The organism is Candidatus Williamhamiltonella defendens, assembly GCF_900699045.1.
In the GTDB taxonomy this organism is placed as follows: domain Bacteria; phylum Pseudomonadota; class Gammaproteobacteria; order Enterobacterales; family Enterobacteriaceae; genus Hamiltonella; species Hamiltonella defensa_A.
Genome location: NZ_CAADHL010000003.1, coordinates 128,113 through 151,429, shown reverse-complemented (window position 1 = coordinate 151,429; position 23,317 = coordinate 128,113). Strand labels below are relative to the sequence as shown.

At 36.2% G+C, this 23,317-nt stretch carries 20 protein-coding genes, 2 tRNA genes and 1 pseudogene; 15 read left to right on the top strand and 8 right to left on the bottom strand.

Annotated elements, in window-relative coordinates:
* The first annotated feature begins 103 nt into the window (after nucleotides 1-103).
* From CICURV3402_RS05105 to acnA, 8 genes are all read left to right on the top strand, one after another.
* Nucleotides 104-179 (top strand) — tRNA-Trp (locus CICURV3402_RS05105).
* 1,045 nt (nucleotides 180-1,224) lie between these two features.
* A complete protein-coding gene (gene pldA / locus CICURV3402_RS05100; protein ID WP_158380126.1) occupies nucleotides 1,225-2,082 on the top strand; it encodes a phospholipase A in 858 nt (285 codons plus the stop codon).
* Nucleotides 2,083-2,667: 585 nt separating this feature from the next.
* Nucleotides 2,668-3,393 (top strand): 30S ribosomal protein S2, encoded by a 726-nt coding sequence (rpsB, locus tag CICURV3402_RS05095; protein ID WP_158380115.1) that lies wholly within the window; start codon nucleotides 2,668-2,670, stop codon nucleotides 3,391-3,393.
* Nucleotides 3,394-3,434: 41 nt separating this feature from the next.
* On the top strand, nucleotides 3,435-4,298 hold the full coding sequence (tsf, locus tag CICURV3402_RS05090) for a translation elongation factor Ts (protein ID WP_158380114.1): 864 nt from the start codon (nucleotides 3,435-3,437) through the stop codon (nucleotides 4,296-4,298).
* A gap of 4 nt (nucleotides 4,299-4,302) precedes the next feature.
* Complete coding sequence (pyrH, locus tag CICURV3402_RS05085; protein ID WP_158380113.1) at nucleotides 4,303-5,034, top strand: UMP kinase; 732 nt, start codon at nucleotides 4,303-4,305, stop codon at nucleotides 5,032-5,034.
* 52 nt (nucleotides 5,035-5,086) lie between these two features.
* On the top strand, nucleotides 5,087-5,644 hold the full coding sequence (frr, locus tag CICURV3402_RS05080) for a ribosome recycling factor (protein WP_158380125.1): 558 nt from the start codon (nucleotides 5,087-5,089) through the stop codon (nucleotides 5,642-5,644).
* A gap of 105 nt (nucleotides 5,645-5,749) precedes the next feature.
* The gene (gene ispC, locus CICURV3402_RS05075; RefSeq protein WP_158380112.1) at nucleotides 5,750-6,937 is read left to right on the top strand and encodes a 1-deoxy-D-xylulose-5-phosphate reductoisomerase; all 1,188 of its coding nucleotides are present in this window, start codon (nucleotides 5,750-5,752) and stop codon (nucleotides 6,935-6,937) included.
* A 620-nt stretch (nucleotides 6,938-7,557) separates the two neighbouring features.
* The gene (acnA, locus tag CICURV3402_RS05070; RefSeq protein ID WP_158380111.1) at nucleotides 7,558-10,224 is read left to right on the top strand and encodes an aconitate hydratase AcnA; all 2,667 of its coding nucleotides are present in this window, start codon (nucleotides 7,558-7,560) and stop codon (nucleotides 10,222-10,224) included.
* Between the two features lie 256 nt (nucleotides 10,225-10,480).
* Here the strand turns inward: acnA and CICURV3402_RS06815 are convergent, their stop codons facing one another.
* From CICURV3402_RS06815 to CICURV3402_RS05055, 5 genes and pseudogenes are all read right to left on the bottom strand, one after another.
* The gene (locus CICURV3402_RS06815; protein ID WP_235667672.1) at nucleotides 10,481-10,630 is read right to left on the bottom strand and encodes a DUF1698 domain-containing protein; all 150 of its coding nucleotides are present in this window, start codon (nucleotides 10,628-10,630) and stop codon (nucleotides 10,481-10,483) included.
* A gap of 187 nt (nucleotides 10,631-10,817) precedes the next feature.
* On the bottom strand, nucleotides 10,818-10,892 hold the full coding sequence (locus tag CICURV3402_RS07230) for a hypothetical protein (protein ID WP_268904311.1): 75 nt from the start codon (nucleotides 10,890-10,892) through the stop codon (nucleotides 10,818-10,820).
* A gap of 146 nt (nucleotides 10,893-11,038) precedes the next feature.
* A complete protein-coding gene (locus CICURV3402_RS07225) occupies nucleotides 11,039-11,188 on the bottom strand; it encodes a DUF1698 domain-containing protein (RefSeq protein ID WP_268904308.1) in 150 nt (49 codons plus the stop codon).
* Between the two features lie 255 nt (nucleotides 11,189-11,443).
* A pseudogene (gene cmoA, locus CICURV3402_RS07685) lies at nucleotides 11,444-12,160 on the bottom strand (carboxy-S-adenosyl-L-methionine synthase CmoA).
* A 117-nt stretch (nucleotides 12,161-12,277) separates the two neighbouring features.
* Nucleotides 12,278-12,353, bottom strand: a tRNA-Ala gene (locus tag CICURV3402_RS05055).
* Between the two features lie 825 nt (nucleotides 12,354-13,178).
* Here CICURV3402_RS05055 and CICURV3402_RS05050 point away from each other — a divergent pair.
* The 4 genes from CICURV3402_RS05050 to radA all read left to right on the top strand — a co-directional run bounded on the left by CICURV3402_RS05050 (nucleotide 13,179) and on the right by radA (nucleotide 16,026).
* Nucleotides 13,179-13,451: a hypothetical protein gene (locus tag CICURV3402_RS05050; RefSeq protein WP_158380110.1), complete on the top strand. Its 273-nt coding sequence runs from the start codon at nucleotides 13,179-13,181 to the stop codon at nucleotides 13,449-13,451.
* A gap of 311 nt (nucleotides 13,452-13,762) precedes the next feature.
* A complete protein-coding gene (locus CICURV3402_RS05045) occupies nucleotides 13,763-14,056 on the top strand; it encodes a hypothetical protein (protein WP_158380109.1) in 294 nt (97 codons plus the stop codon).
* Nucleotides 14,057-14,296: 240 nt separating this feature from the next.
* Nucleotides 14,297-14,479 (top strand): hypothetical protein, encoded by a 183-nt coding sequence (locus CICURV3402_RS05040; protein WP_158380108.1) that lies wholly within the window; start codon nucleotides 14,297-14,299, stop codon nucleotides 14,477-14,479.
* 164 nt (nucleotides 14,480-14,643) lie between these two features.
* A complete protein-coding gene (radA, locus tag CICURV3402_RS05035) occupies nucleotides 14,644-16,026 on the top strand; it encodes a DNA repair protein RadA (RefSeq protein ID WP_158380107.1) in 1,383 nt (460 codons plus the stop codon).
* 493 nt (nucleotides 16,027-16,519) lie between these two features.
* On the opposite strand, the gene CICURV3402_RS07220 is transcribed toward radA, so the two are convergent.
* From CICURV3402_RS07220 to glyQ, 3 genes are all read right to left on the bottom strand, one after another.
* On the bottom strand, nucleotides 16,520-16,642 hold the full coding sequence (locus tag CICURV3402_RS07220; protein ID WP_268904307.1) for a hypothetical protein: 123 nt from the start codon (nucleotides 16,640-16,642) through the stop codon (nucleotides 16,520-16,522).
* 984 nt (nucleotides 16,643-17,626) lie between these two features.
* Nucleotides 17,627-19,696, bottom strand: a complete 2,070-nt coding sequence (gene glyS / locus CICURV3402_RS05030; RefSeq protein WP_158380106.1) for a glycine--tRNA ligase subunit beta — start codon at nucleotides 19,694-19,696, stop codon at nucleotides 17,627-17,629.
* Between the two features lie 23 nt (nucleotides 19,697-19,719).
* Nucleotides 19,720-20,634 (bottom strand): glycine--tRNA ligase subunit alpha, encoded by a 915-nt coding sequence (gene glyQ / locus CICURV3402_RS05025; RefSeq protein ID WP_158380105.1) that lies wholly within the window; start codon nucleotides 20,632-20,634, stop codon nucleotides 19,720-19,722.
* 350 nt (nucleotides 20,635-20,984) lie between these two features.
* On the opposite strand from glyQ, the gene CICURV3402_RS07215 reads away from it, so the two are divergent.
* The 3 genes from CICURV3402_RS07215 to CICURV3402_RS07205 all read left to right on the top strand — a co-directional run bounded on the left by CICURV3402_RS07215 (nucleotide 20,985) and on the right by CICURV3402_RS07205 (nucleotide 22,702).
* Complete coding sequence (locus CICURV3402_RS07215; RefSeq protein ID WP_320410069.1) at nucleotides 20,985-21,104, top strand: prepilin-type N-terminal cleavage/methylation domain-containing protein; 120 nt, start codon at nucleotides 20,985-20,987, stop codon at nucleotides 21,102-21,104.
* A 1,056-nt stretch (nucleotides 21,105-22,160) separates the two neighbouring features.
* Entirely contained in the window at nucleotides 22,161-22,328 is a 168-nt protein-coding gene (locus tag CICURV3402_RS07210) for an ATPase, T2SS/T4P/T4SS family (protein WP_268904306.1), read from the top strand.
* A 119-nt stretch (nucleotides 22,329-22,447) separates the two neighbouring features.
* A complete protein-coding gene (locus CICURV3402_RS07205; RefSeq protein WP_268904305.1) occupies nucleotides 22,448-22,702 on the top strand; it encodes an ATPase, T2SS/T4P/T4SS family in 255 nt (84 codons plus the stop codon).
* Nucleotides 22,703-23,317: the final 615 nt, after the last annotated feature.

The window sequence follows — 23,317 nt, the reverse complement described above, 5'->3', positions numbered from 1 at the left end:
TCCCCATGTGAGACTAGGACACCGCCAGGCTCCTTATATAAGCATCTAAAATGTTTAGATGCAAGCCCTTCTGTTGAGGATATACTTACCGAAAAGATATTTTAGGGGTGTAGTTCAATTGGTAGAGCACCGGTCTCCAAAACCGGGAGTTGGGAGTTCGAATCCCCCCATCCCTGCCATCCTTAATACGAAAGTTCAAATTTGATCTCACATCTTCAACTATTTACAACAGTTTTTACCAATGAGTGCCATGGGCGCTCATTTTCAATACAATTAAAATCATTCAAAAATTCATGATGGAAGAGCGAGATACTTATGAACCATATTACATCACTTTACTGATTTATGGACAATTTTTGTAAAAAGTTTGAACCCATTTTTAATGCATATCTTGTGATAAATGGGTAAAAAACGAATCATGGCAACCTCTCTTTCTTTAGTCAGACCTGATGACTGTAGTCATATTCTTTCATCAATTTTGCTACCGCTACTTCAAATGATTTTACATTCATTATGCGTATCAAAATATAGGATAAGAGTTTCAGACTCTTATTTCATAGTGACGCTACATTCAATCTATTCCTCTTTATGTAATCGTTCTTCATGATTTATTTAAAATCATGCAATAAACATGCACCGGTCTGTCCATCTTAGATTCAATTAGGAGAAATACTCACCATGCGTTTTATTGGAAGGAATGTAGACGATAGAATGACTTCATCTAACTTAGGAAAAATATTATAGATTAACTTTGCGCAGATAATTGAAACCGTTTTTTGATCAACACACAAGACTCGCTTTACCCTTCTATAAATTGAATGGCGCCTTCTTTTCTTTCTTCACTATCGTTTATCTTAAAGTCTTTAAATGACTTTGTTAACAACGCCATAATCTAAATATCATTGGAATTTTGAAATTTTTCAAAATGATTCCAGATAAATATCGAAATAGACTAAATGCTTTAGACTCTGGTTCAATTTCATTGCTAAAGTTTATAACTATAAATTGTATTAATAGAGGTTAGAAAGAAATCTAAGTAAATAACGAACAATTTTTGTTTTTAGAAACTTTCAGGTTACTCCAACAGCAGCAAAGCAGGATGTAACTCACAAACAGGTGCGGCTCGCATTCCGACTACAAATATTCTAGTTTTTAAAGCGGATAAAAATTTTACATGGTAGGGGCTATCAAGTGAGCTATTATCCAAAATCTATTTTTAAACCAATAGATTATTTAATTATCTACTTCGTGACAGGTGCTTTTTCAGTTTGTGATGCACAGGAACTGACAAGTGCTGAAATGAGCGATAAGGAAGTTAAAAAGAAGAGTATTGTTGCAAATTTACTGCATGATGAAGGTAATATCTTTCATTTGTACTCTTATGAAAAAAATTTTGTTATTTATACCGTCACAAACCACATTAACAAAAAAGCGATAAGTAAATACTCGTGGGCTGAAAAAGCTAAAAAAAATGAATTATTATTCCAATTTAGTGTTGGATTTCCTATATGGAGGGGTATTATCGGTGATCACTCCTTGTTAGGGGCTTCTTATACACAGCGTTCTTGGTGGCAAATGCTGAATATAAAAGAATCTTCTCCATTTAGAGAAACTAACTATGAACCACAGTTGTTTCTAGGATGGGCCACCCATTATAAATTAGCAGGATGGGTATTTCGAGATATCCAAATAGGCATAAATCATCAATCTAACGGACGTTCTCAGGAGACATCCCGAAACTGGAATCGAGTATTTTTGAAACTTATGGCACAAAATAAAAAATGGCAAATAGATTTTATGCCTTGGCTACGCGTCGGAAAAATTGAAGACAATCCAGATATCAGTAAATATATGGGTTATTATGGTTTAAAAACAAGCTACAAGTTAGCAGCAAATGAGATTAGCGTAGAAACTCGGTATAATTGGAATACTGGATACGGCGGAGTCAGTATTGGCTGGAGCCATAATATTTCATCAAACTTAGCTTTATATACTCAGCTCTTTGGCGGATATGGGGAATCACTGATTGATTATAACCACAGACAGACAAGATTTGGCATAGGTTTTACTCTCAAAATATAGTAAAAGAGCTCCTTAGATGTAGGGATTCCTTGTTTTTTAATGATAAAATCTACCATCAAAATAAGGACCTTACAGTTAGTGTCTGGTACCCTTAAGTCGAATGAAATATAACCCCATTGGGACGCCCTCTTGACTCATAAGCCATTATATATAATGCCTTGCAAGTTCATTCACTATAAATGCCCTATACATATCTTTCGTAGATTATATGCCTAGCTATCTCATCACACCCTTAACTTTTTCCATAGCATTTACATTCTTTTATAGCAGGGAACAACTCGTGTTTAATGCAGAAATTTTAATGAGATAGCCGTGGTTAATCAACTTGGTGTCTGGCACAAAATTTGTGAGTGTGATATAAAACGGAGTTTTTATCCGTGAGTTCATAAAGCATCGGCCGCCAAGGAGAGGATATTTAAAGCGGTATGGAATACTATGTTTACCTATGGATACAACTGAACTTACTCTGTATTAAACACACACGTTGGTTGACAAATAATCCGTGGTGCCCAGATATTTTGAGTCGGTATTACGGGACTGGTGGAAGTATAACATAACCCCAACAATACTAAAGAGGCGTTAATTATGGTAGCTATTTCTATGCGTGAGATGCTCGAAGCCGGTGTGCACTTTGGTCACAAAACCCGTTACTGGAATCCAAAAATGAAGCCTTTTATTTTTGGTTCTCGTAACGATATTCATATTATTAATCTTGAATTTACTGTCACGATGTTGAATAACGCATTGAGTGAATTAAAGAAAATTTCTTCCCGTAAAGGAAAAATTTTATTTGTAGGTACAAAGCGGGCTGCAAGTGAGGTAATAAAAGAAGCTGCAGGTAATTGTGCGCAATTTTTCGTTCATCATCGTTGGCTAGGTGGAATGTTAACGAATTGGAAAACAGTGCGCCAGTCTATCAAACGTTTAAAAGATTTAGAGACACAGTCACAAGATGGTACATTTGAAAAATTGACTAAAAAAGAAGCTTTAATGCGCACCCGTGAACTCAATAAATTGGAGAATAGTTTGGGGGGGATTAAAAATATGGGAGGCTTACCTGACGCTTTATTTGTTATTGATGCTAATCACGAACATATTGCTGTTAAAGAAGCCAACAATTTAGGTATTCCTGTATTTTCTATAGTAGATACCAATGCAGATCCAGATGGTATCGATTTTATTATTCCTGGAAATGACGATGCTATCCGTTCGATAAAACTTTATCTCAATGCTGTTTCTGCTGCGATTTTTGAAGGTCGTTCAGAAAATTCTGTTATGCAAAAAGAAGAAAGTTTAATAGAAATGAAATAATGCAAAACAAGAATATTTAGAAAATCATTGAGGAATAAAACATGGCTCATATTAGTGCCACTCTTGTAAAAGAACTGCGCGAACGCACTGGCGCAGGGATGATGGAATGTAAAAAAGCCTTAGTTGAAACGCAGGGTGATGTCGAACTGGCCATTGATAACATGCGCAAATCTGGTCAAGCAAAGGCCGCAAAAAAATCAGGCCGCGTGGCCTCTGAAGGTGTCATTTTACTGAAAATTTCTTCAGAGCAAAAATTAGGGGCGATTCTTGAATTGAATTGTGAAACTGATTTTGTTGCCAAAGATGCCAGTTTCAAAGCTTTTGGTGAAGAAATTATCAGTATTGCGCTGAAAGAAAAAATTACATCTTCTGAGCTCTTAAAAGCCAAATTTGAAGAACAACGGACTGCTTTGGTAGCGAAAATAGGCGAAAATATCAATATCCGTCGCATTGCAATGCTTGAAGAAGCGGAAGCATTAGGCAGTTATCTGCATGGTGTACGTATTGGTGTGCTTGTTTCAGCTATTGGGGCTGATCAGAAATGCCTTAAAAATATTGCGATGCATATCGCAGCGAGCAAACCAGAGTATGTTCATCCTGAGGATGTCCCAAGCGAGGTCGTGAATCGTGAGCATCACGTTCAATTAGAAATTGCAATGCAGTCTGGAAAACCTCGTGAAATCGCTGAAAAAATGGTATCCGGTCGCATGAAAAAATTTACGAATGAAATTTCTTTAACAGGCCAAAATTTTGTGATGGAGCCAATTAAAACCGTGGGCGACTTGCTGGCAGAGCATGGGGCGACTGTGCTCAATTTTATTCGATTTGAAGTGGGTGATGGGATTGAAAAAGCGACTACAAACTTTGCTGATGAAGTTGCTGCGATAAGTAAAAGGGAAATCTGATTTCATGGCGGCAAAACCAATATATCAAAGAATATTACTCAAACTGAGCGGTGAAGCACTTCAAGGAACGGAAGGTCTTGGTATCGACGCTACTATTTTGGATCGTATAGCAAAAGAAATCAAAGAATTAGTTGAGCTCAACATGCAGGTTGCTTTGGTGATTGGAGGAGGGAACTTATTTCGAGGTGCAGGGTTAGCCAAAGCTGGCATGAATCGAGTAGTCGGTGATCATATGGGTATGTTGGCAACTGTCATGAATGGTTTAGCCATGCGGGATGCCTTAAATCGTGCTGGTGTTAATACAGGTTTAATGTCTGCTATACCTCTTAATGGTGTTTGTGATAGCTATAGTTGGACAGATGCCATCACATTGTTAAATCGTAAAAGAGTTGTTATTTTTACCTCTGGTACTGGTAACCCCTTTTTTACGACTGACTCTGCAGCTTGTTTACGTGGCATAGAAATTGAAGCTGAAGTTGTTTTAAAAGCTACAAAAGTCGATGGAGTTTACTCAGAAGATCCGATGAAAAATCCTCATGCTAAATTTTATACAGAACTCACTTATCAAGATGTATTAGACAGTGAGTTAAAGATAATGGATCTGGCTGCTTTTACCTTAGCTCGTGATTATCAACTTCCTATTAAAATATTTAATATGAATAAACTTGGAGCTTTGAAACGTGTTGTGATAGGAGAACAGGAAGGTACTCTTATACATCAGAAAAGAATGAAATAATTCAACATTACCTTACTAGCTCGTTTCATTATGAATGATTAAAGGTTTACAGATGATCAGTAAAATAGAAACAGACACTCAAAGTCGCATGGAAAAATGCACAGAATCTTTTAAAAGTCAAATTAAAAAGATACGAACTGGAAGAGCTTCTCCCAGTATTCTTGATAGCATTCAAGTAGACTACTATGGAGCTTCGACTCCGCTGCGTCAGTTAGCCAACATAGTGGCCGAAGATGCAAGCCATTTAGCAGTAACTGTCTTTGATCGTAATTTAACCCCTTATATCGAAAAAGCCATTCAAAATTCTCCTTTGGGCCTTAATCCTTCGTCAGCTGCAAACCTGATCAGAGTGCCTTTACCACCGATCACTGAAGAGCGCCGAAAAGAATTGATTAAAGTGATACGTTCAGAAGCAGAAGCAGTCCGTGTTGCCGTTCGTAACATACGGGCTTCTGTTAACAAAAAAAGCAAAGAGATGTTAAAAAAGAAAGAAATCAGCGAGGATGAAGAGCGTCAAATTCATGATAGTGTCCAAAGGCTAACAGATCGATATATTAAGAAAATTGATGAATTTTTAACAAAAAAAGAAAAAGAAGTAATGACATTTTAATAAAAAATTCTTTACTTCTCTGCAACAGATTTGATATCAAGTTTCTCCATTATTTATAAAGCAAACCGGAAAAATACTTAGGGAGGATTTCCCCTTAAGGCACCTATGAAGCAGCTGGCGATTCTTGGTTCTACTGGTTCTATTGGCTGCAGCACTTTAGCCGTAGTACGAACCAACCCTCATTTATTTTCTGTCACCGCCTTGGTTGCCAGCTCCAATGTTCAATTAATGGCAAAACAATGCGAAGAATTTCATCCTCGTTATGCTTCTATGTCCAACGCAAAATTGGCAGAGGAGCTTCGTTTGTTATTAGCAAAAAAAAATATAAAAACAGAAGTATTTTCTGGTTCTAAGGCGGCTTGTGAATTAGCCATGTTAACAGAGGTAGATCAAGTGATGGCTGCCATAGTGGGTGTAGCTGGCTTACCACCGACCCTTGCTGCCATTTGTGCTGGTAAAAAAGTGCTTTTGGCTAATAAGGAATCTCTCATTACTTGTGGTCGTATTTTTATGAATGCTGTAAAAAAGTATGGCGCACAACTGTTACCTATTGATAGCGAACATAATGCTATTTTTCAAAGCTTACCCCAAAAAATACAACGCGAATTAGGTAATCTATCTTTATCGGAAAATGGAGTTTCAAACATCATTTTAACTGGCTCCGGTGGCTCATTACGTGATATTCCCTTAGAAGAATTTTCTCGCATTACACCCGAAAAAGCATGTGCTCATCCAAATTGGTCTATGGGGAAAAAAATATCAGTAGATTCGGCTACTATGATGAATAAAGGTCTTGAATATATTGAGGCCCGTTGGCTATTTAATGCCTCTGATCAACAAATTGAAATTTTACTACATCCTCAATCTGTGATTCATTCTATGGTTTGTTATAAAGATGGCAGTATACTGGCGCAATTAGGAGCCCCTGATATGCGAACACCGATTGCTCATGCCATGGCCTATCCAGAACGGATCAACTCGGGTACTCCCCCTTTAGATTTTTATAGTATGAATGAATTGACTTTTTCAAAACCTGATCCCGCTCGCTATCCTTGTCTACAATTGGCAATACATGCCTGCAAGAGCGGTCAATCAGAAACCACGATATTAAATGCTGCCAACGAAGTGGCAGTAGAGGCCTTTTTAAACACAAAAATTCGTTTTACGGATATTGCGATGATTAATCAAAAAGTCCTAGACCAACTCAGCTTGCCTGAGCCCAAGGATGTGCAAGAAGTACTAGATATTGATCGCCAAGCTCGTCAAAAAGCAGAAAAAATTCTTTTGGCATAACTGCACTTAAATTTAAATAGATTTTTTCATCAAAATTTTTTTTGCCTAATAGTAAAAAGAGAAGCTTCAGTATAAATGAAGTGAATTTCAATTCATGTAATGGATTTTTATTAGCATAAAAACTCTTGCGAGCAGATAAAAAGACTCCGAGATTAATGCAACTTTCATAGTGACTTATAATCTTCATAATAATTTGATAAATTAAGCAGTTTCAATGATTACGACTGTGATGTTTCCTAGCATTACTTAATGCGACCCAATCTCATTTATCACTATCTTATCTGCTTTCAAAGTATACCTCCTACTTCCATCAAACCTTTCTAGTACTGAAAAACAAACTTCGCTGTATATTAGAGGCGTCAAACAGATATCCAGAAGATGTGTTGGGTGATGTGTTGATATTTCATCGTATTTTCTGTTTTTGATGATGAGCTCATCTTTTTGATGACTTAAAACAAGAGAGTAAAAAAGTTAAAATTGATAGAGTGATCATCGATCCAGGTGACGATCTGACCTTAATTTTAATAGTGGTTAATTTTTTAAAAAAATTGACAATAATATGTAGAAAGATATTTTTAATGTAAATTCAAATAGAAATATTACAAGATTGAGGGGGTTTCATGTCTTTGTCCGATTTACAACAAAAAAGCGGTGCCGAATTAGTGGTTGCTGATCGTCGTTATTATTATTACAGTTTACCTAAGCTTGAAGCATTAATAGGCTCAATCGACCGTCTCCCAAAATCCCTAAAAATATTATTAGAAAATTTATTACGGCATCTTGATACGAATAGCGTACAACCTGACGATATTTATGCTATGGCCGCTTGGTTAAAAACGGGACATGTAGATCGTGAAATTGCTTACCTCCCTGCTCGCGTATTGATGCAAGACTTTACAGGCGTACCGGTGATAGTCGATCTGGCCGCCATGCGCGATGCCGCCGCTGAATTGGGAGGAGAGGTCTCACAGCTCAACCTTCTATCACCAGTAGATTTGGTGATTGATCACTCTGTGACGGTCGATCAATCGGGTCATGAAGAGGCTTTTAAGCAAAATGTTTTTTTAGAAATGGCCAGAAATAAAGAGCGCTATTCTTTTTTACGATGGGGGCAGCAGGCGTTTCATAACCTTCGGGTGGTGCCTCCAGGCACCGGTATTTGTCACCAGGTGAATTTAGAATATTTGGGTCAAACAGTATGGTTTGAACAACAAGGTTCTCGACTGGTGATTTATCCTGATACCGTTGTTGGCACCGATTCTCACACAACCATGATCAATAGTTTGGGAATTTTGGGATGGGGTGTGGGTGGTATTGAATCTGAAGCGGTGATGTTGGGTCAACCCATTTCAATGTTGATTCCAGATGTCGTAGGTTTAAAGTTAACAGGGCATATGAGATCGGGCATTACAGCAACAGACGTGGTGCTCACCGTCACAGAAATGCTTCGTGAATATGGTGTGGTTGATAAATTTGTTGAATTTTATGGTAATGGATTGGTACACTTATCATTGCCGGATCGCGCGACTATCGCTAATATGACACCAGAATATGGCGCGACCTGTAGTTTTTTCCCAGTAGACGAAGTCACTCTTCAATATTTGCGTCTGACCGGTCGCAGGGATGAACAAATTGCTTTGGTCGAAGCATATACAAAGGCGCAAGGCATGTGGCGATATCCTGATGATGAGCCTGTTTTTAGCAGTCAACTTGAGCTTAATATGTCTACAGTAGAAGCGAGTTTGGCAGGGCCAAAACGCCCACAGGATCGCGTTAAACTCAGTCAGTTACCTCATGTTTTTTCTCAGTTTTGTCATCAAATTGAGCGTGTTCCCTCCTCTGAAATTCTTTTAAATCAACAAAATGTGCAAAATGGGGCCGTGGTTATTGCGGCTATTACCTCTTGCACAAATACGTCAAATCCCAGCGTGATGATGGCCGCAGGATTGCTGGCTAAAAAGGCATATGAAAAAGGCCTTCAAACGAAGTCTTGGGTCAAAACCTCTTTAGCCCCGGGTTCTAAAGTGGTGACTGAATATTTAAATTCAGCAGGATTGAGTCCATATTTAAACTATCTCGGTTTTAATTTGGTTGGATATGGTTGCACAACCTGTATTGGTAATTCAGGGGATTTGTCAGCGCATGTTGAACAAGCGATTCAATCTGGTCAATTGACAGTGGCAGCTGTTTTATCCGGCAATCGTAATTTTGAGGGGCGCATTCATCCATTGGTCAAGGCAAACTGGTTAGCCTCTCCTCCTTTGGTGATAGCGTATGCGCTGGCGGGCAATATGAGTATCGATCTGGATCATGATCCTTTGGGTCAAGATAAATACGGAAACCCAGTATATCTTAAAGATGTTTGGCCAAGCAGCACTGAAATTTCAGAGGCCGTTCAAAAAGTCACTACAACTATGTTTCGTCAAGAGTATGCTCATGTATTTGAAGGAGATGCCAGTTGGCAGTCGATTGAAGTGATGAAATCCACTACCTATGCTTGGCAAGAACACTCTACTTATATTCGACATCCTCCCTATTTTAAAGGAATGAGCATCACACCTGATCCGATAACAGACATAAAAAAAGCCAGAATCTTAGCCATACTAGGTGATTCTGTTACCACAGATCACATTTCCCCTGCCGGTAATATTAAACAAAATAGCTCAGCAGGTCACTATCTTCAGGCGCATGGCGTCGATATCAAAGATTTTAATTCTTATGGCTCTAGGCGAGGCAATCATGAGGTGATGATGAGGGGCACTTTTGCAAATATTCGTATTCGTAATGAAATGGTTCCAGGTATTGAAGGCGGAATGACTCGGCATATACCTTCACAACATCAGATGTCTATTTATGATGCTGCTATGCTGTATAAGCAAGAAAAAGTACCTTTGGTGATTATTGCAGGTAAAGAATATGGCTCTGGTTCTAGTCGTGACTGGGCTGCAAAAGGGCCGCGATTACTGGGTATTAAAGTAGTTATTGCAGAATCTTTTGAACGTATTCATCGATCTAATCTCATTGGTATGGGAATTTTACCTTTAGAATTTTTATCAGGGATAGATCGCCTGTCGCTTTCTTTAACCGGCAATGAACGGATTGATATTAAAGGATTATCTTATTTGATTCCGGGCCAAGACATTTCTCTCATCCTGACTTCTCCTAACGCACAAAAAAAGGAAATAAAAACACGGTGCCGAATTGATACCCATAATGAGCTTCTTTATTTCAAAAACGGTGGAATTTTACATTATGTCATTCGAAAAATTTTGTCTAGCAATTCTTAGAAGATATCTTAAATCTGTGTCGGTTTAATTCATCTCATTATTTGCAGGTAAAACCAGTTTAATTATGACAGCGATAGGTATTAGCCCGTCACCTGAAATGCAGGTACATATTAAGACACGATAAAAAAATTTCATTGAGGTACTTAATGCGATCATAATAAAAAGAATAATAATGACTTTATTGAAGAATTTATTTTTCCTTTTTCACTTATCAGATTTTTTTAGAATTCGAGTAGTTTTTGAAAAATGGGTTCTGTCAAGGTTTATAGACAGTTAAAATAGCTCTAAAAGGAGTAAGATCCTCTTCTATAGTTTTTCTATGATCTTCAGGATCAAGAAAATAGAACAAAGACTTACTGGTCATCCAACATGTGTGGCGTTGTTTATTAGTGCTAGTGTCCGTCACATAAACCAGACGCACATAAATAAAGGCGCATTTTTTAAAATGCTTTTAAAAGAAACACAGAAAGAATGTAATAAACATTACGCATCTTATCGGATTCTTTAACTTGGATTAGAACTTACTGGTCGTTTCCATCAATCACTAATATTTTTAATACCAATTGATCAGAGGAGCGAAATTGATTTTTTAGTTAATAAAGATGGTTGAATAGAGAACGACGATGATAAAAGACACTCATCAAAAAAATGGTATTGAACGTTTCCACTGAGGCTATCTTTTCAATACAAAGGTAAAATCTGTGCTTTTAATGCCTCACCTAATAGGTTTTTAACCGCCATAAATTGAAAAAAATAAAGGCATGAGTTCGACCCTAATTGCCATACGAGCGCTTTTGCCTAGCATACGCCACAATTAATAACCATTGCCGCATCTTACATCAAGCACTTTTTTGCCCACTAATGAATCGAGATGCGGCAATATTCTTTTCCATTTACAATTAAATTGCCACTCATTATCGATATGGATTCCATATATGGAAAAAGGCCCTTTGCGCCACGGCATTAAGGCTTTTCAGCGATTTTCAATCCTCTGTTATAAACTTTCAGAAATTGGATTAGCAATGTCAACTTGTATTCTATCTAATAGATTTAAATAACAAGGAAGCAGTTCGAGCAAACCCTAAACAGTATTCAATCAAGCCTTTGCTTTAGGGTTTTTTAAAACAGAAAACCGCTCAGCGGGCTGTTGGTGGAGAGGTATTGAGTCAGATTTCAAAAGGATTATTAACAATCCATTGATAAAAATGGCTGAATTCAGTCATTCTTGAATTATTAGAGCTGGAATTTTTTCATGCGAACAAGATCTAAAATTAAAAGATTGAAAACAAAGATCCATGTGCTTAAATCTGGCTTGACGTAGCTGATTTTAATGTGTTTCTACTGAAACTATCTGCATCACGTTTTTTAACGTAGTGATTTTTGACTAATTTCTAAAGCAGTAGTTATTCGCTCGCTGGAAATCATGGTGCATATCAAATAAAAGCGGTGCAATATTAGGATTTTCAAAGTGAATTTTTTGGACAAAACCAATATGTTCTACGAATTCAAGCCTTGATAGATGCGATTCAATACATTTTGACGATTGTTTGGATCTAAAAATTGCAAAATAAATTTTAATATGACCATAGAAACACGGTCTATTTTGATATTTAAGATAGCATTATCGATGCTTTTTATTGGAATCTGATCGCAATGTGCCATCAGATTTTCATGATGGTATTTTATCATCGCTGGTGATACTTCGACGGCGATGATTTTACAGATTAAAATATCAAGAATATTGTGATAAATACTCAGACACGCGGCACTGTGAGAGCACCACATATCATAAATTTGTATATGAGGTTTTACGAACCTCTTCGATAACCTCCCTATGATAGTCATGATGATGTAACCAGGGATAGAGCGTGTGTTTATATTGGGATATAGCATCAGAGACTTGCTCATCAAAATTCCTATTTCCTAGTTTTTTAATGAAGGTTGCAAATAAATGGTATAGTTATGTGTTTTTGAGCTAAATAGCATCAAACTGCAATGTTTGATAAAACTTTATTAAACTGACAGTCTTTTCGAGTTTATTATTCAAAATAATTGGTGGAGCTAAGCGGGATCGAACCGCCGACCTCTTGCATGCCATGCAAGCGCTCTCCCAGCTGAGCTATAGCCCCAAATGTGTCATTTTGGAAGCGGAGATAGTATGAAACTAATGAAACAGTGTCAACGCTCAATAGGATTTTTATATACAATTCAAAAATTTATATAAATCAACATTTTAGACATTCAAAAAAGGGGCATATATCCAATAAGCTAATTGTTGTGAGACCGGCGTTTTTGAATCAAGTGAAATTATATTTTATTTTTTGCTGATTTTGCAATTTATAACCCTGAATTTTTTTTCAGTGATCATTTACAATATAAAGAATGTAAAAATATTTACAGTCTCAATAAATTATTTTAAAAATTAATAAAGAGGTTAATATGGGAATAGATTTAGCGCGCACTCTTACTATCGAGGCTTATTATTTATCAAATGACCCCCACTAAACTTCGCTTTACTTTACCTTGAAGCGCGGTGAATAATAATACGAATTCAGTGCGTGACTCTAAAATTCATGATGATTATCATGAATGTATGGATCTGGTTGCTGAAAAAATAATCAAATAATCAGTCAATCTATTCTAAAAAACCAGTCGGTAGTATCGCAAGTCTAAACCTATTCGGTGATGATTTTGCAACTCATGCATTTTAAAAAATGCATGTTGATCTGCCTACTTCTATTAATGACGCTAAATCTCTTAATAATCAGAAAAACCCATTCTATGATGATATGAAATTCGATACTAAAAATATTATTTTTTAAAATAATAGCGGATAAATTTTTAGAATATATAAATAATTATTACCTAAATAATAAAGATATCTAAAAAACTTTCTTAAAAATTAAAAGAAAGATTAAGTTATTTTAGTCAATCCTCAAACAATAAAAATAAATTTGAATGGCTTCCATAGAAAGAGCCTAAAAAAAGAAGAGTTTGATGATATTGTCAAAACAATAAAAAGATTTCTAAAAAGTGGCTTTTTATATAATAATATAAAATTTTTTCAAAATAAAATAAATGATAAAGTTGATTTTTCTGGCTCAACTGATGTACTTAAGTCATTTACTAATTATGAAAAAATTGAAGTTAATCGAAAAAACGAACAATATTTGAATATACTGAATAAATATATCAAAGATAATCCAAATATTTTAAATATATTATAGAATCTATTAAAATTGCGCTGGAAAGAAATTACATATTGAGAAAAAATACAGCAAAGATTATTAGATGATATTTGTAAAATAGAGGGATGAAAAGCTGAGTTGGTGAATCCGTTTAACACATCAGAAGAATTTTATAATATTATCACACAAACTTGCGAAGCTTTAAAAGTAGACAAGTTGTCGTTACGTGAGAATTTAAAGCAATACTTTCTAACAGAAACAAGTAAAATAATAGTTAAAATAGAAGTTAAAAGATAGACAGTAAAATTAAAGAACTTTTAGAAAAAAATAAAAAAATTTTAGAACAAAAAATGAATAAGTATCAAAATAAACTTAATAACGCTAAAAAATTTTTTGACCTTCAGGATGTATCAATAAAATTAAGTAAAAATAAAAAACTTCTTAAAGAATTTAAGAAAGATATGAATAAATTTAAGATTTCAGATGATACGATAAATAAATTTGAAAACAGTTTTAATTCAGAAATAAAAAATAAAATAGATGAGTTAAATTTAAAAGAAAGTATAAAAGCAATTGTAAAGAGTAAAACAGATGTTATTTCTTCTTTAAGAAGCAGACTCTGTATTCAATCTGATGCAAAATAAATGAGCCCTGATAAAATTACTCCGTTACTCATTATGGAATGATAATCAATAAGAGAGCGGATAATATAACCGCTCGTGAGATACAAGAAAAATGGGAGAAAATAAGCAATACAGGAGGTTATAAAAATAGCCTCTGGTAAACTCAATGCAATACAGAACTTTCATCCCTCAAAAACTTTTAGGCGTCACCTTTTAGAATTAATGACATTGACCCTGACAGTTGCAGGATCAGTGGCTAGAATGAGTACAGCTGTTTTAATTTTTTTTACAGATACAGTTAGAATCATACTCGCTTTAATTGTAGGAGTCGCTCTTTTATTAGGAGGTCTGTTAATAGGTTTACGTAAGATGTTACAAAATCTTACAGTGCTAGAAGCCATTCTAAGAGTTCTGGAAGATTTAGAAGAAATATCAAAAATATAAAATTGACTTATCTCAGACATTGTCGTAGGTGCAATAAAGTTCAACGCTAGTGGCTTCTTGCTTCATGTAAAAATTTGAATTTAATCTGACATTTCGATTTTTTTATCTTAACGTATAGGAATGTTAAAAATAAACCAAACCGCAAAATCATCAAAGGATAAAAAGTGGCTAAAGGGATAAAACGGGCGTTTGTATGTCATGAATGCGGGGGCAATTACCCTCGTTGGAAAGGACAATGCAGTGAATGCCATTCTTGGAATACGATCATAGAGACACGTCTATTACACCCTGCTGCTCATGACCACTGTATTGTCGGCTATGCGGGTGAGATGCGCCAAAACCGCATTCAAAAATTATCTGAAATTAGCTTACAAAAATTACCTCGCTTCTCGACCGGTTTTCTCGAATTTGATCGAGTATTAGGCGGTGGCGTGGTTCCAGGGAGCGCCATTTTAATCGGAGGAAACCCCGGGGCAGGTAAAAGCACTTTGTTATTGCAAACTTTATCTCAACTGGCGGAAAAGATGAAGACGCTGTACATCACGGGCGAAGAATCACTGCAGCAGGTTGCTATGAGATCTCATCGTCTTAGTCTGCCAATGAACCATCTTGATATTCTTTCTGAAACCGGTATTGAACAAATTTGTTTATTAGCCCAGCAACAAAAACCAAAGCTCATGGTGATTGATTCGATTCAAGTGATGCATATGTCTGATATTCAGTCCTCACCAGGCAGCGTGGCACAAGTCCGTGAAAGTGCCGCTTATTTAACCCGTTTTGCGAAAACACAAGGGGTCTGTGTGATCATGGTAGGACATGTCACTAAAGACGGCTCTCTGGCAGGCCCTAAAGTGTTAGAGCATTGTATTGATTGCTCGATTATGTTGGATGGGGATACCGACACTCGTTTTCGAATTTTACGTAATCATAAAAATCGTTTTGGGGCAGTTAACGAACTTGGTTTTTTTGCTATGACAGAGCAAGGTTTACGTGAAGTCAGCAACCCATCGGCGCTTTTTTTGAGCCGTACCGATGAAATCACCTCTGGAAGTTCAGTCGTTGTTGTCAGAGAAGGCACTCGTCCTTTACTGGTAGAAATTCAAGCTTTAGTAGATCGTTCTATGATGCCGAATCCAAGAAGGGTTACTGTAGGGTTAGAGCATAATAGATTGTCTATGTTATTGGCTGTATTGCATTGTCATGGGGGGATACAAATGTCGGATCAAGACGTTTTTGTGAACGTGGTTGGGGGTGTAAAAATAACGGAAACCAGCGCTGATTTGGCATTATTGTTGTCTTTAGTGTCAAGCTTGCGAAATCATCCCTTACCTCAGGATCTAGTGATTTTTGGAGAAGTCGGTTTGGCGGGTGAAATTCGACCTGTGCCAAATGGCCAGGAGCGTATTGCTGAGGCGGCTAAACACGGGTTCAAACGAGCGATTGTCCCTTATAATAATCTTCCTAAAAAATCAGTACCAAATATAGAAGTCTTGGGTGTCAAAAAACTCTCAGATGCCTTAACGGTATTTACTCTCGATGCACCATAAAATCCTTATATCTGTCTCTAAACGACTTCATAATGATTCATTGAGGTTCGTTGTGGATATTGTCATTGCGAGGATTAAAATTTTAAATGCATCCCTAGTAATGCATTCCAGGAGGAATCAACATGATTCCCTTTTTATATCCAGGTGTCGCACTGATACTCCATGTCTGGCTTATATTTGCGGACAGACCAAAATAATAACCCCTCTGATGCCACTAAAGTCATTATCAAAAGAATCCTGCTTATTAAGTAGCACTCGGTTATGTTGAATGAACTCTAGCTCGGTGTCCACATCTACCAAGGGTTCACTGAAACATTTTTGATTCTTTTCTGATAGTCGGCCCGTAAACCGACGTTGACAATCATTGAACTCTGGGCGGAAATATCTCCCTTCATTCCGTTTGAAAGTAAGAGGCTTGAACGAGTTGTTCTTAATCTACCTCAAACTGAGGTATTGGCTGAATTTCATCTCTCCTGCGAGAACTAGTTTGATTTCAAAATGCCATTTCTGCACCTATACTTGAGGTAACCGAACCAGGGGAGGTATTTTCACTGGTTGTCAGTGTAACGAGTGTATCTTGAGCGCCTTTCAAAATTAGCGTGGCTCCGTCACTCATTGTTACCGCAGGGTTTTTTTTGATTTCGTGTGCTCACCGATAGAGCGCTTTTATTCTCGACTGCATTTTGACCTATGACTTCTATCCCTTCATTGTAAATTTCTTTATCTAAAATATAATTTTTATTTTCGATAGTTTCTGTTGAAAAACGGATTTAGTTTGTATCAAAAAGATAAGAGCAAAACGTCTGATGCTATTTTCTGATCTCGCATAGTTTTTAACTCTGTTTTATTTTTCGTTCTTTGCCTTCCTTAAAGAGAGTGATCAAAGCGAGACGAGCTTAAAATTGATCAACTAAGACCGATGGAATTGACGCAAGCATCATATTTCTTAAAAAATTATGTGAGTAATAATTACATGTAGATGTCTATACGAGATTAATTCTCATTTTTGTCACTCTTATCAGGGAATAATTAAAAACATTTGATCTGAAATTTAGTGATATCCGCTAATCGCAATTTTATATCATCACTTTAAGCATCATACTTTATACATGAGTTGAAGTTCGACCATCACTGTCTGTCATGGTTTAACTTCTGAATCTGTCATCTTCACTTTTTGATATTTGAGCTCTTTTGTTCGATTTCTCTACTAGATTATTAAAGTACTTAAGATCAATTTCTTCGAACGGAAAACTTCTTTGTTGAATAATTTTTAAGATCATGAAATAAAAATTAAGAGATATGTATGGAGGAAACCTCCGGTTTTGAAAAAAATTATTAATTAAATCCTCAGAGGCTGAGTGAACTACTTTAGGTTAGGTACTTCAAATCGGTGTTTTAGCTACATCAAAAACTGGGTATAAAAAGAAGGCGAGAATTAATGCGAAGTACATTAGCGCCCACGTTTTGGTTGGGAGAGATGGAATGGAATAGAAAAAGGTAAATAATAAAGACATATTGCCGAGGCCCTATTTTTTCGCCTGCCCTACCCATACTAGAAGACAATCTCTGTCAGTGATTTTAAAAAGCTAAATCAGACTTCTCACTGCAAAAAAGAAATATCCGCGACTCGTAAAAACAGAGTCCTAAGTTTGTTTAACAACGCTAACCGGTTTAAACGTAGATCTTGATCTGGCACCATCACCATCACTTGTTTAAAAAATATGTCTAGAGGCTCTCTTAAAGCAACAAGTTCTAATAAAGCGTCTTTATAAAGACCTGCAATAAAAAAAGGGGCTAATTTTTTTTCTAATTCTAAAATATATTGAGCTAATTTTATTTCAGCAGGTTCTTTCAACAACCCTGTTTCGATAGAATTTTTTGGAATATCAATCGATTGAGACAAAATATTAGAGACGCGTTTATTAGAATCACATAGCGCCCTGGCTTCATTCATGGTACGGAAATAAGTGACAGCTTGTATGCGTGCATTAAAATCAGCGGGTTTGGTAGGGTAGCGCGCTAGTACAGCTTGAATGCTGTCAATTCCATGTCCTGCTTCTTGATACCAAGAGCGAAAACGTCCTAACATGAATTCAATGATTTGATCAATCAGATTCGAATGTTTCAATTTATTGCCATATAAACGTACAGCCTCGCTGATTAAAGTCAGTAAATCCAACGGTAAATTTTTTTCAACAATAATACGCAAAATACCTAAGGCTGCTCGCCTTAATCCAAACGGATCTTTATCCCCCTTGGGCAATTTATTGATACCAAATATACCTGTTAATGTATCTATTTTATCCGCAATGGACACTGAGCAGGATACCAAAGTAGAAGGTAAATTATCGCCGGAAAAACGAGGCTGATATTGTTCATAAATAGCGAGTGCAACTTCATCTGGTTCGTGATGATAACGAGCATAATGCATCCCCATGATGCCTTGTGTTTCAGGGAATTCGCATACCATGTTTGTCATCAGATCAGATTTTGATAATAACCCTGCTTTGATTGAATATTCAACATTCGCCCCTATTTGAGAGGCAATCCAGCCAGATAATGCTTGAACACGCTGAACTTTTTCATAAAGTGTTCCCAGTTCTTTCTGGAATAAAATCGTTTTTAAAGAAGGTAAACGTTCTTCTAACGATTGTTTAAGATCGGTTTCAAAAAAAAATTGTGCATCAGCCAAACGAGGGCGAATGACTTTTTCATTTCCACCGATGAGCTGTGGCGGATCCTGAGAGAGAATGTTAGCGACAAAGATAAAATAAGGCATTAACTGCCCGCTTTTATTGTACACCGGAAAATATTTCTGATCATTTTTCATGGTGTGAACCAGTGCTTCTGAGGGAACCTCTAAAAATTTCTTTTCGAATTGAGCTGTATATACCACAGGCCATTCAACCAATGACGTGACCTCTTCTAGTAAATTATCACTGATATTTGCGATGGCGCCTATCTTTTTAGCTGCTTTTTCAATATCTGTTTTAATCTGCGTTTTTCTTAGAAGGAAGTCGGCCATAACTTTGCCTTTTTCAAGCAAAATTTGAGGATATTGATCGGCATGTTCGATAATAAATGAAGGCTCACCCATAAATCGGTGACCTAGTATCTTACGATTAGAAGTCACCCCAAAAATAATCCCAGAAATTAATTCATCACCTAATAACAGAGTGACCGTATGCACAGGGCGGACAAATTTAGCTTCATGCATACCCCATCTCATTAATTTTGAAATAGGTAATTGACTTAGTGCTATTTTGACTGTCTCTGCCAAAAGACTATTGGCTGATTTTCCTGGTAGCATTGAAGAATAGAGTAGCCATTCGCCTTTTGCCGTGACCAAAGACTGTGCTTGATCCAGGCTGATGCCGCAAGATTGTGCCCAAGCTATTGCCGCTTTCGTCGGATTCCCGTCAACGTCATAAGCCTGAGCTATAGATGGCCCCCTTTTTTCTATTTTTTGATCTTTTTGAATGGTACTTAAGCAAGCGACTTTCACTGCCAAACGGCGGGGTGTGGCAAACCAAGTCACTTCACCATGATCTAAATGAGCTTTATTGAGCTCCTGAGTTAAATAAAAGGCAAACGATTCAACCAAAGAACGAAGAGATTTAGGTGGCAACTCTTCTGTCCCTATTTCCACTAAAAAAGTTTGATGCGTCATTAATGTCTACTTCCTTTCGTTTTTTATTTTTTATTTATTCGGATCATAGGAAATCCTAAGACCTCACGAGAAGCATAATAAGCTTTGGCTACCATATGAGTGAGCGTGCGAATCCGTAAAATATAGTGTTGACGTTCAGTCACAGAAATGGCTTTACGAGCATCAAGTAGATTAAAAATGTGGCTCGCTTTTAGAATCCGTTCGTAGGCTGGTAAAGGTAACGGTTTTTTTAGAGACAATAACGTTTGGGCTTCTTTTTCATACTTTGAAAAACAGAAAAATAGAAAATCAACATCTGTATATTCAAAGTTATAGAACGATTGTTCTACTTCATTTTGATGGTAGATATCTGAATAGTATATTGGACCAAATCGACTGTTTGACCAAAGCACATCATATACAGTGTCTACACATTGTAGATACATCGCAAGACGCTCTAGACCATATGTTATCTCTCCCGTGACAGGTTTACATTCGAGCCCGCCTACCTGTTGAAAATAGGTAAATTGGGTAACTTCCATACCATTAAGCCAGACTTCCCAACCTAATCCCCAAGCACCTAATGTCGGATTTTCCCAATTATCCTCAACAAATCGGATATCGTGCACACTAGAATCTAGTTCCAGCTCTTGGAGAGAATTTAAATAAAGTTCCTGCATATTGTCAGGGGAAGGTTTGATAATTACCTGAAACTGGTAATAATGCTGAAGTCGGTTGGGATTTTCTCCATAACGGCCATCAGTCGGGCGCCGTGAAGGTTGGACGTAGGCTGCCGCGATGGGCTCCGGGCCAATCGCCCTCAGAAAGGTTATGGGATGAGAGGTTCCTGCGCCGACTTCTATATCTAAAGGTTGAACAAGGGTGCATCCTTGATCTGACCAGTAATTTTGTAATCTAAAAATAAGATTTTGAAAGGTATTATCTTGAAGTTTTTTCATATTAAATTGATACACAAAGCAGACGAATTAAAATTAAGGCACTAACTAATATACCTATTATGAGATTAACAGCCTGTATTTATCATTTCTTATCAGTATGCCGTCTTTTTGAATTATGTTATCTATAGACCTTTTGGAATGCGAGAAAAAATTAAATTACTGCGTATATGCGATCTCTTTCACATAAATTTTATCACTTTGTATAAAATTTTTTTAATAGTTATCACAGATCTCGTTAATAGCTATTTCTATTATAAAAATGTGCATTCTACATTTCCTCTTTATTGATGATACGTAAAATCAAAAAAACCGAAATTTATTTGATTGTATGCGGTTGAAATTGATTTCAAATATTTATAATTAAAAGGGATCTAAGAAGAAATTATCGATATGGTTTTACTTTGATTGAATTAATGGTGACAGTGATTTTTATTGCTATCCTCACTAGGATAGGTATGCTTTTTCTCTAAAAGACACAGTGCCCTATAAAATGGCAGTAGAGCGTTTTGTTTTAGAACAAGGGATTTAACAAAATGTAATACGGGGAGTCAAGGTAGTGCCTACTGGAGAAAGTACACGCTACGTTATATTAAGAGTATCACGGTGGTCAAGGGAGCGATTACATTAGTTGCAGAGAAAACCTTAACATGGTTAACTGTAGTGATGATTGACACAAAAATAGCAACGGGCACTTAAATTGGAATAGGGTACGTACCAGTGCTGATTGAAGCATTTCATAATCCTGTAAAAGTCTTTTTTGATTTACTAATGTGGGAGATGATTAATGAAAGATCAACTCATTTCTTCTCAAAAATAGATAAAAATTGATTGATCAAAAGCAAGAAGAAACTGAAATCGAAACACGAGAATTTATCAGCAATGAATTGCATCTTTTATGCCAACAACATCATGCAATTGTATTAAATATTGATTTGGAAATGCTTATAATGCTGTAATTTCTGAAAATTTATCACATGAGTGAAGAAATATTAATGAATTTACGTTTTTATTGCAGATGTAAAATCAATGTAAAGCAATCGCTAAAAGCTAAAATTGAGAAAATACTTCATCGTTCTTCTTCTAAAGATATTTCAAAAGGCCAGCTGAAAATTCAACGTCCTTAGAAAAAAATCACTTCAGTCGATTATCTTGAAATTCACATATCAAATTTTAATGAAAAAAATGACACACCCGTCATATAGTTTATTCACAAAACTTTAACTGCTACTATTGAAAAAAGAGCTTCTGATATTTATTTTGAACCATACTAACACTTATATCGTATTCAGATTCGAGCAAATGATGTATTGCAGAGATTAACTCACCTGAGTTTGAATTAACACCTTGAATAAATAAATTTTTGAAGGTCATGGCTATGGCTCAATCCAACATTGCGGAAAAAGATTGCCTCAAGATGGAAAATTTACATTGAAATTAAATAATATCTGCTACTCAATGCGTATTGTTACCGCGCCTACTAAATATGGTGAAAAATAGTATTGCGTATTTTACAGGCCGAGCAGAAAATGACATTAAATGAATTTGGGCTCGTTCAGCAGGCATTGGCGCAGTTTATCAAAACCCTATTTCTCCCTGTAGGGTTAATATTAGTGACAGGCGCAATAGGAAGTGGAAAAACAATGACCTTATACAGCAGTTTATTACACTTAAATCAACATACAAAATATTTGTAGCATCGAAGATCCCGTTGAAATACCTAGTAACGGAATCAATGAAACTCAAAATCATCATAAAATCGGTCTAGATTTTTTCTGTTTTACGCACATAACTGCGTCAAGATCCGGATATCATTATGGTTGGTAAAATTATGGATAATGATACTGCTGCAATTTCATTAAAAGCGGCACATACCGGCCATCTTGTTTTATCTACCTTGTATACAAACTCTACCACTGAGACTTTAGAATACTTGACTCAAATAAATATTTCAGGCTATTTACTTGCATCTTGTTTGAAATTAATTTTTGCTCAAAGATTAATGCGTAGACTTTGCTTGTATTATAAGAAGCCCTCGCTAGCCGCAATAAATTATCCTGAAGATATTTAGACAACACCTTTGCATCATTGTATTTCCGAAGGACGTGAACAATGTTGTGATAGCTATTATAGTTGTATTGGCATTTATAAAATGCTGGTAATGAACACTGAAATAAAATAGGCTATTGATAATGCTGACACTGACACATTAAAATTAGAGCAAATCCTCAAAAAAAGAGAATATTACATTATTAAAAGCAGCTTTATCACTAGTCGCACAAGGTATATCTATCGTTGATAAGATTTATTGTGTTTTGGTTGTATAAATTAAAATGGAATAATTTCATGAAAGATCATCGATTATATAAACAGAAAGCAATTCATAAAAATGGTTCATTAGAAGAAGGTATGTCTTTAGGGATACAAACTCATCCCGGTTACAAAAATATCATTTAAAGTGGACTACAGTCCATAAGTATCAAATTTTATAAAAGCATGACTTAAATTTATTGGCAAAAAGAATATTTAATTAAATTTCCGTGTCAGTTAGCCACTACTTTTACAAGTAGGCTTATCTTTAATGAACAGTTTTCAGGTTTTGACTAAAGATATGAATATTTCTATCTGGCGCTGCATTTTACAAAACTTCAGACAAGAAGTGATGGCTGAGCTGAGACTTTTTATG